Here is a 14,507-nt window from a genome sequence, read left to right on the forward strand (position 1 = left end):
CGTGGGTATATTTGAACGTTACTTAACGCTTTGGGTAGGACTAGCGATTGTTGCCGGTGTGGTTGCGGGCGTTGTCATGCCTGATCTGTTTGCCACATTGGCAGGTTGGGAGTATGCCCATGTTAACTGGCTGGTGGCGGTGCTTATTTGGATCATGATCTATCCGATGATGGTACAAGTGGATCTGTCCGCCATTAAAGATGTCGGCAAGCGCCCGAAAGGACTGTTACTGACACTGGTGATTAACTGGCTGATTAAGCCTTTTACCATGGTGGCATTGGGTTGGTTATTTTTCCGAGTGTTTTTTGCCAGCTTAGTACCAGAGGCTGATGCGACGGCTTACATCGCCGGCATGGTGTTACTGGGCGTTGCGCCTTGTACCGCCATGGTATTTGTCTGGAGTCAGCTGACTAAAGGCGACGCTAATTACACGCTAGTGCAGGTGTCGGTGAATGATCTGATCATGGTGTTTGCATTTGCACCCATTGCCGGTTTTCTGCTGGGCGTAACAGATATTCATGTGCCCTGGGAAACGCTGCTGTTATCAGTGTTGATGTATGTGGTGATCCCGCTGGTGGCGGGCGTGGTGACGCGGAAATTGCTGCACTGCGATCAACAACCGCAGCGTTTGCAGCAATTTAGTGGGATGTTGAAGCCTTGGTCGATAGTTGGTTTGCTGGCAACCGTGGTTCTGCTATTTGGTTTTCAGGCGGAAACCATTTTGGCCAAGCCGCAGGTGATTGTGTTAATCGCCATCCCATTGATGCTGCAAACCTATGGCATTTTTGCCATCGCGTACTACCTTGCTAAACGGTTAAAGCTGCCCCACAACATTGCCGCGCCAGCGTGCATGATCGGAACCTCAAATTTCTTTGAATTGGCAGTGGCCGTGGCGATTTCGCTGTTTGGCCTGCATTCCGGGGCGGCGTTGGCGACGGTGGTAGGGGTGCTGGTGGAAGTACCGGTAATGCTTTCACTGGTGGCATTTGCCAACCGCACAAGGCACTGGTTTCGCACCGACGCCACGAACTAAATGACACGAATCTGTTTTGAAAAAGGATGGCAACATGACGATTAAGGTAGGCATTAACGGATTTGGCCGTATTGGCCGTTTGGCCTTGCGCGCGGCTTATGATTGGCCTGAGTTAGAGTTTGTGCAGATCAATGATGTGGCCGGTGATACCGCCACCTTGGCGCATCTGCTGGAGTTTGATTCAGTGCAGGGGCGCTGGGATCATCTGATGGCTACCGATGGCGACAATATGGTCATCGATGGTAAGCCGATCAGATGCACGCAGCAGCGTGATATTGCTGATGTGGATTGGTCTGGTTGTGATGTGGTGCTGGAAGCCACCGGCGTGCATCGCAGTACTGAAGTTTTACAGCAATATCTGGCCCAAGGCGTGAAGCGGGTTGTGGTGTCTGCGCCGGTAAAAGAGCCGGGTATCGCCAACATCGTGGTGGGTGTGAACGAGCATATTTTCGATCCTGAGCAGCACCCTATCGTGACCGCCGCTAGCTGCACGACGAACTGCCTAGCGCCCGTGATCAAGGTTATTCATGAAAAGCTCGGTATTGAGCGCTGCATGATGACCACGATCCACGACCTCACTAATACCCAGACTATATTGGATGCACCGCACAAAGATCTGCGTCGAGCGCGCGCTTGCGGTATGTCGCTGATCCCAACTACCACCGGCTCAGCGACCGCCATTGTTGAAATTTTCCCTGAGTTAAAAGGTAAAATTAATGGTCATGCGGTGCGCGTGCCGTTGGCTAACGCGTCGCTGACCGACATGGTGTTTGATGTGGCGCGGGATACGTCAGTGGCAGAGGTTAATGCCTTGCTGAAAGAGGCCAGCGAGAATGAGTTGGCGGGTATCTTGGGCTATGAAGAGCGGCCGTTGGTGTCGATCGATTACAAAGGCGACCAGCGTTCGACCATTGTCGATGCGCTCTCCACTATGGTGGTCGAAAATCGCATGGTAAAAATTTATGCCTGGTATGACAACGAGATGGGGTATGCCACGCGTACCGCTGAGTTAGTACGCAAAGTCGGCTTGGCGGGCTAACGGGCAGTTCTCAGATGATAAAGCAGCTATCTAGCGAAGTGCGGCAGTACTTGGTTGTCACTTTCAACTATTGGAATTTCACCTTGACCGACGGCGCGTTGCGTATGTTGGTGGTGTTGTATTTCCATGGGTTGGGTTACACGCCGCTGCAGGTGGCGATGCTGTTCCTGTTTTACGAGATCTTTGGTGTGGTGACCAACCTTGTCGGTGGTTGGTTGGGGGCGCGGTTAGGGTTAAATCGCACCATGAATGTCGGTTTGGCATTGCAGGTGCTGGCGTTAATGATGTTAACCGTGCCAGACAGCTGGCTAACGGTGCCCTTGGTGATGCTGGCGCAGGCCTTTTCCGGTATTGCCAAAGATCTCAATAAAATGAGCGCCAAAAGCAGCATTAAACTGTTGGTGCCTAATGGCCAGCAGGGGACGCTCTACAAATGGGTGGCGATCCTGACTGGCTCGAAAAATGCGCTGAAAGGGATCGGCTTCTTTATTGGTGGTGCATTGCTGGCATGGATCGGTTTTCGTGGCTCAATGTTTTTGATGGCTGGCGTATTGTGTTTGGTGCTGATAGCCAGCCTGATGCTGTTGCAAAAAGATTTAGGCAAAACTAAGCGCAAACCCAAATTCACCGAGATTTTTTCGAAAAGCCGCAGCGTCAATATCTTATCCGCTGCCCGGCTCTGTTTGTTTGCTGCGCGAGACGTCTGGTTTGTGGTGGCGTTACCGGTTTATCTGGGTAGCGTGTTTGGTTGGAGCCACCTCTGGGTTGGTGGCTTTATGGCCAGCTGGGTCATCGCTTATGGTCTGGTGCAAAGTGTGGCACCTAAGCTAACGGGCAAGGCGCAAAGCCGGGTACCCGATGGCCACTCAGCCCTAGTCTGGGCTGGCTTGTTAGCGATAGTAACCACTGGGGTGGCTGTCTCAGTGCAAGCGGGCTGGCAGCCACAGTGGGTGATTGTAATCGGCCTGCTGGCCTTTGGTGCGGTCTTTGCAGTGAACTCGTCTCTGCATTCCTACCTGATCGTTAGCTATGCTGGCGAAGATGGTGTGTCGCTGGATGTTGGTTTTTACTACATGGCCAATGCCATGGGACGACTGCTAGGGACCGTTTTATCTGGCGTTATATATCAATATTGGGGGTTAGCGGCGTGCCTCTGGTTCTCGGTGGGGCTCTTGCTGATGACTGCAGCCATCTCCGTTGCACTGCCCAAACATAAGCCACTGCCGGTAACTCGATGAGTTTGTTAAGCTGTGTCTGATCTGTTCGCCGTATAAATCACCGGAATAGTTATGTCGTCAGCCTTACCGCCTTTACCACCACACGATGCCTATGCGGCAAGCCCCGCTGCCAAGCTGGTTGATTGCAACATGAGTGAGCATGGCGCGGTGATCAGAGAGATCTTCAATGATGCGATCCTCAACTCCACCGCGCTGTACGAATATCAGCCGCGCAGTGAAGGGGATATCGCGCAATGGTTTCAACACAAGCTAACAGCCGGACATCCTGTTATTGGTGCCGTTGATGAGCAAGGTTACCTACAGGGCTTTGCCAGTTACGGCCTGTTTCGTGACAAACCCGCAGCCAATCAGACCATGGAACATTCCGTGTATATTCACCCGCAGCATCGGGGGCTGGGGTTAGGGGAGCTGCTCTTGCGGGCTTTGATTAAGCGCGCAGAGCAGCAGTCGGTGCATGTGTTGGTTGGCGCCATTGATGCCGACAATTCCGCCAGTATTCGTTTGCACGAAAAGCTCGGCTTCGTCCACGCCGGCACACTGACCGAATCGGCGTTTAAATTTGACCGCTGGTTGGATTTAGCACTGTATCAACTGACTCTGAACAAACGCTAACCCGAAGTGAACTAAACAGATAGGATCGAGCTGAAAAATCCACCAGCCACGTTAACTGAGTGCCATACTTACTCTCAAATTCCCAGCATCTCGCTGGTTTTTTGTTTGCCTACCGAGAGAGCATTACCTGATGTTAGCTGAGTCATTCGCCTTAGCTAACGGATGGCAATGGTGAAGTGATTGAGTGCTCACTCATTATGTGTAGAAGGGTATCACCATGAAATGGATAGAAAACCTGCGTGACCCCAGCCTATTAAACAGGGCGTTTACGCCGGGCAGTCAGTCGGACGAGATCGTTATCAGCAACCCATTGGACGGTCAGCAGCTCTGTGCGATCACAGATGATTCGGCGGCGACTATTGAGCGGGTGATCGCTGAGGCGAAGCAGGCACAAGTGGCATGGGCGAAACAAAGCGCCAAGCAGCGCGGTACTCTGTTACGGCGCTGGTTTGATTTGATCCTAGGGGCGGAAGACGATTTAGCCCTGATCATGACGTTGGAGCAGGGCAAGCCTCTGGCAGAGGCCAGAGGCGAAGTGAAGTATGGTGCTGCCTTTGTCGAGTGGTTTAGTGAGGAAGGCAAACGGGCGTATGGTGATGTCATACCCGCCCCAGTGAATGGCCGACAACTACTGACACTGAAGCAACCGGTCGGTGTGGCTGCGGCGATAACGCCATGGAATTTCCCCATTGCGATGATCACCCGTAAAGCTGCGCCGGCACTGGCAGCGGGCTGTGCATTTGTTTGTAAACCGGCGGTCAATACACCGCTGTGTGCTTATGCCGTGGCAGAGTTGGCCTATCGTGCGGGGATCCCTCGGGAGCTGTTTGCGCTAGTTTGTAGCCATGATGCAGCGATGGTCGGTGAACAGTTTTGTCATCATCCAGATATTCGAAAGCTCTCTTTTACCGGTTCATCCCGGGTCGGCAAAATCTTAATGGCGCAAAGTGCGTCGCAACTGCAACGCTTGTCTTTGGAGTTGGGCGGTAATGCACCGTTTGTGGTGTTTGCCGATGCCGATATCGACGCCGCCGTGAAAGGTGCAATGGAGAGCAAATTTCGTAACGCCGGTCAAACCTGTGTTTGTGCCAACCGTTTTTATGTCGCCCGTACTGTGCATGATGAATTTGTGAGTAAATTCGTTGCTGAGGTAAGCAAACTGAAGGTGGGCAACGGCCTCGATGCCGGTGTCGAAATCGGCCCGTTGATTGATGAGGCGGCGCTGATAAAAGTCGGAGCGATGGTGGAACAAGCGGTCACTGTTGGTGCGCAGATCGTTTGTGGCGGTAAACGGCATGGCGAAATTAAGAGCTGCTTCATGCCGACGGTGTTAGTTGATGTCGACCATAGTAATCCTATTCTTCATGAAGAAATTTTTGGGCCGGTGGCACCGATATGTGTTTTCGATACGGTGGATGAGCTGATCGCCATCTGTAATGACACCCCTTACGGCCTAGCAAGTTACTTCTATAGTCGGGATGTTGGAACCATTTGGCAGGTCGCGACCGCACTGGAATACGGCATGGTGGGGATCAATGAAGGGATTATCTCGACTGAAGTTGCGCCATTTGGCGGTGTAAAGCAGTCCGGACTGGGTCGCGAAGGTAGTCATCAGGGATTGGATGAGTACATGGAAATCAAATATCTCTGTATGGGATCACTTCACTAAGTGTTGGGGAGTAGCAGATGAGTGCAAATGCGGCGCTGCAGACGCGCAAGAACCAAGCTATCGCACGGGGAATGGGAAATAGCTGCCCAGTGTTTGTCGCTAAGGCAAAAAATGCTGAACTTTGGGACCAAGAGGGTAGGCGCTTTATTGATTTGGGTGCCGGTATCGCGGTTAATAATACAGGGCATTGTCACCCGCGGGTGATCGCCGCCGTAGAGCAGCAACTGCATTTGTTTACTCATACTTGTGCCATGGTCACTCCCTATGAGGCGTTTGTGGCATTAGCGGAGCAGTTGAATCAACGGGCGCCGGGGGATACGCCGAAAAAGAGTATTTTTCTTAGCACTGGCGCCGAGGCGGTTGAAAACAGCATTAAGATCGCCCGGGCATATACTGGCCGTAGCGGCGTTATCGCTTTTAAAGGCGGCTTCCATGGCCGTACCCATTACAGCATGGGCTTGACCGGAAAAAATGTGCCTTATAAGCATAAATTCGGCCCCTTTCCGGCTGAAATATTTCATGCGCCCTACCCAAATGCCTTGCACGGTATTAGCGAAGCGCAGAGTTTGCAGGCGCTGGCGGAGATCTTTGCCTGCGATATTGAGCCGAGCCGGGTGGCCGCAATCATCTTTGAGCCAGTGCAAGGAGAGGGGGGCTTTTACGCTGCTCCTGCGCCGTGGGCACAGGCATTGCGTAAACTCTGTGATGAGCATGGCATTTTGCTGATCTGTGATGAGATCCAGACCGGCTTTGCCCGTACCGGCACCTTGTTTGCCTGTGACAAGCTAGGTATTGAGCCAGACATGATGACGCTAGCGAAAGGGATCGCGGGTGGTTTTCCGTTGTCAGCGGTGGTGGGTAAAAGCGAGATCATGGATGCGCCAGAGCCCGGTGGGCTCGGCGGTACTTATGCCGGAAATCCGTTAGCCTGCGTCGCTGGTTTAGAAGTGCTGAAGGTAATCGATGAGGAACAGCTTTGCGATAAAGCGATGGCGATCGGTGAAGCTATCCATAATCGTTTTAGTGCCCTCAGAGAGGAAGTGCAACAGTTGGCCGACGTACGAGCATTTGGTGCCATGGTCGCCATTGAGTTTAATACCCTTGATGGCGCCCCTGATCCGGTGCTGACCAAGCAGTTAGTCGCCAGAGCCTGTGATGCGGGAGTGATCCTGTTGTCCTGCGGCGTGAAAGGGAATGTTATTCGCTTTCTGCCGCCATTGACTATCGAACCTGAGGTGTTGCAAGAGGGATTGAACCGGGTGATTGAGGTGCTGCGAACCTTGATCATTCATCGCGCTAGTTAGTTGAATCTGGCGCGATGCATAAGCTGAAAACCCAGTTCGCAGACGGTATTTTGGCTGTTGACTGAGCGGTATTCGACAGCCTACTCTGATGTCCAGAGTGAACTTTATCTCCCCGCGGCGGGCGATAACGGCTGGCATGAAAGTGGCGCAGGCGATCCAACGGCAATTGGATTTTCAGCTTGACGACGTGGCATAAGCTAAAGGTTTACAACGGGATATGAGGATCTGACATGGACAAGATGCAACAACTGATTGACCGCACCTATCCGGTATTGCCGGTCATGGTCATCAAGCGTTTAGCTGACGCGGTGCCGTTGGCAACGGCACTGGCGAAGGGCGGCATAAATGTGTTTGAAGTGACACTGCGCACAGCGTGTGCGCTCGATGCAATTAAGGCGATTAAACAAGATGTGCCGGATGCGCTGGTGGGTGCCGGTACTGTGTGTAGCGCGGAACAGTTGCTGCAAGTGCAAGCCGCAGGGGCTGATTTTGCGGTATCACCGGGGCTGACTGATCAGTTAGCAGAGGCTGCCGTTGCCAATAATTTCATTTTAATTCCCGGTGTCAGTACGCCCAGCGAAGTGATGCGAGCGCAGCAGTATGGCTTTAATTTGCTCAAGTTCTTCCCCGCAGCGCAAGCCGGTGGTGTGGGTATGTTGAAAGCATTTGCCGGCCCGTTTGGCAATCTCAAATTTTGTCCAACGGGTGGCATCAGCGAGGCCAATGCCGCTGATTATCTTGCCCTCGACAATGTGGTGTGTGTGGGTGGTTCGTGGGTTTGCCCTAATGCCATGGTTGAAGCCGGTGATTGGCAGGGGATCACTGATTTAGCTAAGGCCACCAGCCAGCTGGATTAGTCAGTCCTCGCCGGGGTTGTCCTTAACAAAGAAAATCACGTGTTGCAGATCCAGCCGGATCCCTATCGCTTCTCCCACTCCATGATCATGGTGGCTTGAAGCGATACATAGCGCCCGTTCGCCGCAAGGCAGTTCAATTTCGTACTGGAAGGAGGTGCCACGGAACTGTTTACTGATGATGGTGCCAGTGAGCTCACTGTCGTCGTCATGTTCCAGATCATCAGGACGGATCAGCAGCTCTATTGGGGTCTCAACGTCGAAGCCATGTTCAAATTGCAGTGATGCATTGACGAAGTTGGTTTTGATCTCGCAGTGATTAAACGCCAATGCCGGAACAAAATGCCCCTGACCGATGAAGTCGGCCACAAAGCGGGTTTTCGGAGCATGGTAGATCTCGTATGGCGTATCAAACTGGTGAATTTTTCCCTGCTGCATAATGGCCACGCGATCGGCGATGGCAAAGGCTTCCATTTGATCATGGGTGACCATCAGCGCGGTTATATTCTCTTTCTGCAGTATCTGTCTAACTTCCGGCACCAGAGTCTCTTTCAGCGTCGCATCTAATCCTGAAAATGGCTCATCCAGCAGCAGCAGATCCGGTTTAGGAGCCAGCGCTCTGGCCAAGGCCACCCGCTGTTGTTGCCCGCCAGACAATGAACTGGGATAGCGCTCTTCGGTATCCGGCAAACCGATCAGTTTCAGCAGTTCGGAGACCCGCTGTTGGATCTGTCGCTTGGTCTGCTGGCGTAATCCGAAAGCGATGTTTTGCGCCACGGTGAGGTGAGGGAACAGCGCAATATCCTGAAACACCATGCCGATCTTGCGTTGCTCTGGGGGGAGCTGATGTTGTGGCTCAGCCAGTTGCACGCCGTGCATCGTAATGCGCCCCTGTTGCAGGGTTTCAAAGCCAGCGATGGTGCGTAACAAAGTGGATTTGCCACAACCACTGGGGCCCAACAAGCAGCCGATTTCCCCTTGGTGCAGCTGTAAATTGACCGACTTTACGGCGCTAACATCACCGTAGTTGACGCTCAATTGTTGCAGATCTAACTGCACTGGCTGCGCAGTCGAAGCGGCGACATAACCTGATACGGGTGCTGACGGTGTCGCTGAACAAGGCATACTAATGACTCTTCGCAATAGAACGGTTTAACAGTAGCACGGGCAGTAGTCCCACCAGCACAATCATCAAGGATGCTGGCGCGGCATCGACCAAGCGTTCATCTGACGCCAGTTCATAGGCGCGTACCGCCAAGGTATTGAAATTAAAAGGCCGCAACATCAAGGTTGCTGGCAACTCTTTCAAAACATCAACAAAAACAATCAATAGGGCGGTGAGTACGCTGCCTTTCAACAAAGGTAAGTGTACTTTTCTCAGTACTTGCACCGGCGTATGTCCCAGCGTTCGCGCGGATTGGTCGAGGCTAGGCTTAATTGCTTGCAGGCCACTTTGTACGGCGCCCAACGAGATCGCCAAAAAGCGTACGGTATAGGCAAATAGCAACGCCACCAGAGTACCGGAGAACAGCAAGCCAAAATCGATATCAGCACCGGCGTGATTCAGTGCGGCTTCGACCCTTGCCACCAGTTGATGGTCAACCCAGGTTAAGGCCACCAGCACGCCAATGGCGATAATAGTACCGGGTAGGGCGTAGCCCATTGAAACGAACTGCACCGCGGCTCGGGTGACGGTATTTTTATGGATCCGCAGGGCGTAAGCCATGATCAGCGCCAGTAGCACCGAGATCAGTGCGGCCATACCCGCGAGGGAAAAAGAGTTCCATGCGATGGTCGGAAACGCCGCGCTGGCCAGCTCTTCACTGCCCAGACTCCAGAAGAGCAACATGGCGGCAGGTAGAACAAAGCCAAACAGCGATGGGATGGCGCAAGCGAGGGTGGCAAGTGCCCCCCAACCACCGCGTAACTCATGCCTGTTGTTGCTGGTTGTGTGCTCGGCGGCGCTGAAATAGATAATTTTTCGCCGGGAATACTTTTCAGTTACCAGCAGAACCAGCACAAAAGAGAGCAGTAACATCGCCAGTTGTGCTGCTGCGGCGGTATCACCAAAGCCGTAAAACGTTCGAAAAATACCGGTGGTAAAGGTGGCAATACCGAAATACTCCACCGTGCCATAGTCCGCCAAAGTCTCCATCAGTGCCAGAGACAAACCAGCGACAATAGCTGGCCGCGCCATTGGCAGGGCCACTTTAAAAAATCCCTGAATAGGCGACAGGCCAAGGCTGCGGCTGGCATCTAAGATATTACCGGGCTGCGATATAAAGGCGGCCCGGCTCATTAAAAACACGTAAGGATAGAGGACCAACGCCAGCATCATGATGGCGCCGGGAAGTGAGCGAATCTCGAAGAACCAATATTCGCCATACCCAAGTCCGCTTAGATCGCGGAGCAGGGTTTGAACGGGCCCGGCAAAGTCAAAAATACCGGTATAGGTGTACGCGATGATGTAGGCGGGCATCGCCATAGGTAACAGCAGTAAAACCGTCAGCAGTCGCCGAAATGGAAATTCGCAACAGGCGACGAGCCATGCCGCGGGCACACCAAGCAGTAACACACAGACGCCGACGCCAAGCACCAGCCACAAAGAGTTGCTGACATAATCGAACAGTACTGTGTCCCACAGATGGCGCCATACCTCTTCCGTGCCAAGGGTGCTTTGTACTAACACGACCAAGATCGGCGTGGCTAGCAGCAGTGCCACCAGCAAGGCGATAGAAGTTAGTCTGTTGGCTCGAAGTCTGAGCAAGTTATCTCTCTACTGCTAATAAAAACCACTTACTTCCAACCGGCGCGATCCATCACCTCGACAGCACGTCGATTGAGCTCACCGAGCTTGGTTAAGTTGGTGGCATCAGCCTTGAATTCGCCCCAACTGGTAAGTGTGGCTGAGGGAGCAACGCCAGTGACCACTGGATATTCATTGTTAACCTCGGCATACCAGGTCTGTGCTTGTTGGGTGAGCATAAACTCAATGAGTTGGGTCGCCGCCGGTACATTTTTGGCTGCTTGGGTGATGCCGATACCACTGACATTCACATGGGTGCCGCGACCTTGTTGGTTGGGCCAGAACACACCCAGTTTATTCACTACCTGCTGATCTTGCGCTTTATTACTGGTAGCAAGGCGTCCAAAGTAATAGGTGTTGGCGATGGCGATGTCACACATACCTGCCGCCGCGGCTTTTAGTTGGTCGGTGTCGCCACCCGCTGGTGGGCGCGCGAAGTTCTTTACCAAGCCAGTCACGAATGCTTCGGCGGCGGTTTCACCGTCTGCGGCAATCACTGAAGCAATAAGGGACTGGTTATAGATATTACTGGAGGAACGGATACAGATGCGACCTGCCCACTTCGACGCAGTTAATGCTTCATAGGTCGACAATTCGCTGGCTTGCACCTTCTCTTTAACATAGAAAATCGGGCGGGCACGCATCGTCAGCCCTACCCAATAGTTCTCTGCATCACGCAAATGCGCTGGCACGTTGCTATTGACTGCATCGCTGTTGATGACCTGCAGCAGGTTGGCTTGTTTGGCGCGATACAAGCGGCCTGCGTCTGCGGTGATCAGTAGATCTGCCGGTGAGCGTTTACCCTCTTTTTGCAGGCGAGTGATCAGCGCATCATCCTTGCCGGTCACCAGGTTCACTTTGATGCCGGTTTCAGCAGTGAACTTATCGAGTAAGGGTTTGACCAGCGCTTCTTTGCGTGAGGAGTAGACATTCACTTCGCTAGAAGCGGCTTGAGCTAAGCCAGAAAAGAGCAGAAAAAGGGTGATCGTGGTGGTCAATAGTGCCTTGTTCATTTGTATTCCTATTGCTCTGGGTGGCTGGTAAGCAGTGGTATCAACAGGTTTATGATAGCGATTCGTATTTGCACTTAAAAGCATATTTCTTTGCTTAGTCCATTTAGTTAACCGTCGCATTCGCTGACTGTAACAAGCTTTAGCTCTTGCTCTATTCTAGGTCGTGCTCTGCAATTCTGCGTGATACTTTCCTATCGCTTAGTTTTATGGCTATAGTTTTTTAACTATATGAAAAAATGACTAAATAACTATTGATGTCATACATCAGGGAGCATGGTTGATGGATATTGTCTTATTAGTTGCCGGTATCTTAATGGCAGTCTACGGAGCTCAGTTTCTGGTGGATGGTGGTACAGCCATCGCTAAGCGCTTTAACATACCCACATTGGTCATCGGCAGCACCATTGTTGCATTTGGCACGTCGATGCCTGAATTTACGGTGAATATTAATGCAGCCTTGAATGGCAATACGGATCTAGCTTTCGGCAATGTATTAGGTAGTAATCTGTTTAATATCTGCGCCATTGTCGGCGTGGTGGCGTTAATTGCACCACTTGCCATTGCCAAGGATGTGGCGAGTAAAGATCTGTTCCTCTGCCTATTGTCTGCTGCCGCCGTCGGCATTGCGGGTAACCAGATCTATATTGACCAGATCCAGTATCACGAACTGTTTGCCTCAAGTGGCCTGCTATTCCTGATGTTTTTTGCCATCTTTATGCGCTATGTCTACGGTGCCGCAGTCACTGGTGCTGGTGCTTCCCACCAAGCGATTGCCGAAGAGCAAGGGATGACCAGCGGCGGCGATGATGAAAAGAAATCTCCTCACCCCATGCTAAAGGCAACTATTTACGTCATTTTAGGATTGGCGGGCTTAGTATTTGGCGGTGAGTTTATTGTTGAAGGTGCGAGCAGCCTGGCGCGCACCATCGGCCTTTCAGATAAGGCGATCGGTTTAGCCATTGTCGGCCCCGGTACTTCATTTCCTGAGTTAATTGCATGCATTGCTGCCGCCCGTCGGAGAGATGTTGGCATGGTGATGGGGAATGTCCTCGGCTCAAATATTTTTAATATATTTTTCACCTTAGGTGCCACCTCGTTAATCATGCCGATCCCGCTGGATCTGGCATTGAACAATGTCATCTTGATTAACTTCGCGGTGACAGCATTGTTGTTTGTGCTGGGACTGGCTCTGAAAGGGCGTCCACTAGGCAAGCCCGTCGGTGCCTTGCTGGTGGTCACCTATATTTCTTACATCACCTATGCCTTGATGGCGCAGTAGCTATCTCTCTATGCATGTTAGCGTGCCGCGTGATGATGGAAGCTTAGTCCTTGCGCATTACATGTTCCCGTTAGCGTAATTGGGATTAGCGATAAGGTATTATTAATACACGTCTTAATGCGCGCATACGCCTGTTGTGTGAAGCCTGCTCACTGGAGATAATTTGGAGCTGTTGAGGGATGGGTGTCTCTGTCCTCGGCTTTTGATCGCATCGGTTTTGGATTCGGCGGTATAAGTTTTGCGGGTAGTTTTAGATGTCATTGTTTACCTCGTTAGGCAATTTTACTCGCTTAGCGTGGTGCCTAGAAATACCAGATCAAATCACCGCTTCAAATGACGACTAATAGCATATTCACTGTAGTAGAGCGGCAACACAATGTTGTGCCGTTCTACTGGGGATGATCCTTGTGTTCCTGTCAGTTTTATTGTTTTATTTGGCGCGCATTTGTTGATGTAGGACTGTAGGGATTTAGCTCTGGTGCGTTTGCCGCTTTTCACCTCGATGGGGATGATGTTGCCTTGGTCATCCGCGACGATGAATTCGATTTCTGCGCGGGCATCGCCCCAAGAGAAAGTGGGGTCGATACCTTGTGCTGCAAACTCTTGCTGCACGAAGCTTTCCGCGACGAATCCCTTATATTCATAGCCCTGCTGTTTGATTTCTCTGTAGCTGACACCCAGCATATGGTTAAGCAGCCCAACATCAAACATGAATAATTTAACCATGTTTTGTTTTTGATATGCAGCGAGCGGGTTTCGTGGTGTGCCATCAATAGGGTAATTCTTTAGTACTAAGCGGCATTTATCCAGCCATGTGATGGCACTTTCTAGCTCACTGTAGCGTGATTTTCGTTCATGGATCCCTTTGAACTTAAACCGTTTCACCGATTCGTCGATGACGGAAGAGAGTTGCGATGGCACATTGCTAAATACGGCTTCGATCAAGCCTGCGTCTACTTTGCCGGAATATTTACCAAAGTCTCGTTGGTAACCGGAAACCAAATCGCTATGGAGGTTTGAAACGGCCTGCACTCGTTCAATAATGCTGTGCTCTTTCATATCAAACCAGATCCGTACCGCTTCAGGCATGCCGCCGGTAAAATAGTAGTCAGTGAGTTTGTCGAACAGTTTACTGTGGGCGGCGGCTGAGTTTGCTTGGCTTGCAAATGCTTTGCTAAGCGTTGTTTCACCAGAGGCGATTAGAAACTCGCGGAAGGTAAGTGGACGCAGGTTGTGTTGCTCGACTTTGCCTACCGGGAAAGCATTCAGTAGCCCAATGTTGGAGCCGCTGGCGGCCACATACATTTGTGGTGCTTTTTCGGCAAAGTATTTGAGCGCCGTGACGGCACGTGGGCATTCGCCGATTTCATCGAGGATCAGTAGGTCTGTGATGGGATTAAATTGTTCGCCAGTGAGTAACTCAAGGTTGACTATTACCTCTTCTGGCGTCAATGAACCAGCAAAGGCCTCGGCCATTTCGGGTGATTCAAGAAAGTCAACGCGTAGCACATGCTCGAAGCTATCTCCCAGCAGGGATTGCAGCAGGTAGGTTTTTCCTGTCTGGCGGGCACCATCAATCAGCAGGGGTTTACGCGCTGGTTTGGCTTTCCAGAGCAGTAGTTTTTCGAGCAATAATCTCTGCATCGTCTTCCCATGAGCA

At 51.8% G+C, this 14,507-nt stretch carries 12 protein-coding genes; 8 read left to right on the forward strand and 4 right to left on the reverse strand.

From position 1 onward, the window contains the following. Position 1 precedes the first annotated feature (1 nt). From arsB to EXY25_RS11535, 7 genes are all read left to right on the forward strand, one after another. Positions 2 to 1,033, forward strand: coding sequence for an ACR3 family arsenite efflux transporter (gene arsB, locus EXY25_RS11505; RefSeq protein WP_130566884.1), 1,032 nt, complete (start codon positions 2 to 4; stop codon positions 1,031 to 1,033). A gap of 34 nt (positions 1,034 to 1,067) precedes the next feature. Then, entirely contained in the window at positions 1,068 to 2,072 is a 1,005-nt protein-coding gene (locus EXY25_RS11510) for an ArsJ-associated glyceraldehyde-3-phosphate dehydrogenase (RefSeq protein ID WP_130566885.1), read from the forward strand. Between the two features lie 14 nt (positions 2,073 to 2,086). Next, positions 2,087 to 3,310 (forward strand): organoarsenical effux MFS transporter ArsJ, encoded by a 1,224-nt coding sequence (arsJ, locus tag EXY25_RS11515; protein WP_130566886.1) that lies wholly within the window; start codon positions 2,087 to 2,089, stop codon positions 3,308 to 3,310. Positions 3,311 to 3,361: 51 nt separating this feature from the next. Beyond that, positions 3,362 to 3,922: a GNAT family N-acetyltransferase gene (locus EXY25_RS11520; protein WP_130566887.1), complete on the forward strand. Its 561-nt coding sequence runs from the start codon at positions 3,362 to 3,364 to the stop codon at positions 3,920 to 3,922. A 217-nt stretch (positions 3,923 to 4,139) separates the two neighbouring features. Further along, positions 4,140 to 5,591, forward strand: coding sequence for an NAD-dependent succinate-semialdehyde dehydrogenase (locus EXY25_RS11525; protein WP_130566888.1), 1,452 nt, complete (start codon positions 4,140 to 4,142; stop codon positions 5,589 to 5,591). Between the two features lie 17 nt (positions 5,592 to 5,608). Further along, positions 5,609 to 6,895, forward strand: coding sequence for a 4-aminobutyrate--2-oxoglutarate transaminase (gene gabT, locus EXY25_RS11530; protein WP_130566889.1), 1,287 nt, complete (start codon positions 5,609 to 5,611; stop codon positions 6,893 to 6,895). 230 nt (positions 6,896 to 7,125) lie between these two features. After that, positions 7,126 to 7,752 (forward strand): bifunctional 4-hydroxy-2-oxoglutarate aldolase/2-dehydro-3-deoxy-phosphogluconate aldolase, encoded by a 627-nt coding sequence (locus EXY25_RS11535; RefSeq protein WP_130566890.1) that lies wholly within the window; start codon positions 7,126 to 7,128, stop codon positions 7,750 to 7,752. On the opposite strand, the gene EXY25_RS11540 is transcribed toward EXY25_RS11535, so the two are convergent. The 3 genes from EXY25_RS11540 to EXY25_RS11550 are packed head-to-tail and all read right to left on the reverse strand — an operon-like array spanning position 7,753 to position 11,568. After that, on the reverse strand, positions 7,753 to 8,874 hold the full coding sequence (locus EXY25_RS11540; RefSeq protein ID WP_130566891.1) for an ABC transporter ATP-binding protein: 1,122 nt from the start codon (positions 8,872 to 8,874) through the stop codon (positions 7,753 to 7,755). 1 nt (position 8,875) lies between these two features. Further along, positions 8,876 to 10,516 (reverse strand): ABC transporter permease, encoded by a 1,641-nt coding sequence (locus EXY25_RS11545; RefSeq protein WP_207232157.1) that lies wholly within the window; start codon positions 10,514 to 10,516, stop codon positions 8,876 to 8,878. A 29-nt stretch (positions 10,517 to 10,545) separates the two neighbouring features. Next, positions 10,546 to 11,568 (reverse strand): Fe(3+) ABC transporter substrate-binding protein, encoded by a 1,023-nt coding sequence (locus EXY25_RS11550; protein WP_130566892.1) that lies wholly within the window; start codon positions 11,566 to 11,568, stop codon positions 10,546 to 10,548. A 280-nt stretch (positions 11,569 to 11,848) separates the two neighbouring features. On the opposite strand from EXY25_RS11550, the gene EXY25_RS11555 reads away from it, so the two are divergent. Beyond that, a complete protein-coding gene (locus EXY25_RS11555) occupies positions 11,849 to 12,847 on the forward strand; it encodes a calcium/sodium antiporter (RefSeq protein WP_130566893.1) in 999 nt (332 codons plus the stop codon). 321 nt (positions 12,848 to 13,168) lie between these two features. Here the strand turns inward: EXY25_RS11555 and EXY25_RS11560 are convergent, their stop codons facing one another. Next, positions 13,169 to 14,491, reverse strand: coding sequence for an ATP-binding protein (locus EXY25_RS11560; RefSeq protein ID WP_130566894.1), 1,323 nt, complete (start codon positions 14,489 to 14,491; stop codon positions 13,169 to 13,171). Between the last annotated feature and the right edge of the window lie 16 nt (positions 14,492 to 14,507).

It is taken from the genome of Corallincola spongiicola (assembly GCF_004284785.1).
Lineage (GTDB): Bacteria > Pseudomonadota > Gammaproteobacteria > Enterobacterales > Neiellaceae > Corallincola > Corallincola holothuriorum.

Bases quoted from the DNA above. Each gene is read 5' to 3' on its own strand.
- EXY25_RS11510 (WP_130566885.1), top strand. From the start codon at position 1,068: ATGACGATTAAGGTAGGCATTAACGGATTTGGCCGTATTGGCCGTTTG.
- arsJ (WP_130566886.1), top strand. From the start codon at position 2,087: ATGATAAAGCAGCTATCTAGCGAAGTGCGGCAGTACTTGGTTGTCACT.
- EXY25_RS11520 (WP_130566887.1), top strand. From the start codon at position 3,362: ATGTCGTCAGCCTTACCGCCTTTACCACCACACGATGCCTATGCGGCA.
- EXY25_RS11525 (WP_130566888.1), top strand. From the start codon at position 4,140: ATGAAATGGATAGAAAACCTGCGTGACCCCAGCCTATTAAACAGGGCG.
- gabT (WP_130566889.1), top strand. From the start codon at position 5,609: ATGAGTGCAAATGCGGCGCTGCAGACGCGCAAGAACCAAGCTATCGCA.
- EXY25_RS11535 (WP_130566890.1), top strand. From the start codon at position 7,126: ATGGACAAGATGCAACAACTGATTGACCGCACCTATCCGGTATTGCCG.
- EXY25_RS11540 (WP_130566891.1), bottom strand. From the start codon at position 8,874: ATGCCTTGTTCAGCGACACCGTCAGCACCCGTATCAGGTTATGTCGCC.
- EXY25_RS11550 (WP_130566892.1), bottom strand. From the start codon at position 11,568: ATGAACAAGGCACTATTGACCACCACGATCACCCTTTTTCTGCTCTTT.
- EXY25_RS11555 (WP_130566893.1), top strand. From the start codon at position 11,849: ATGGATATTGTCTTATTAGTTGCCGGTATCTTAATGGCAGTCTACGGA.
- EXY25_RS11560 (WP_130566894.1), bottom strand. From the start codon at position 14,491: ATGCAGAGATTATTGCTCGAAAAACTACTGCTCTGGAAAGCCAAACCA.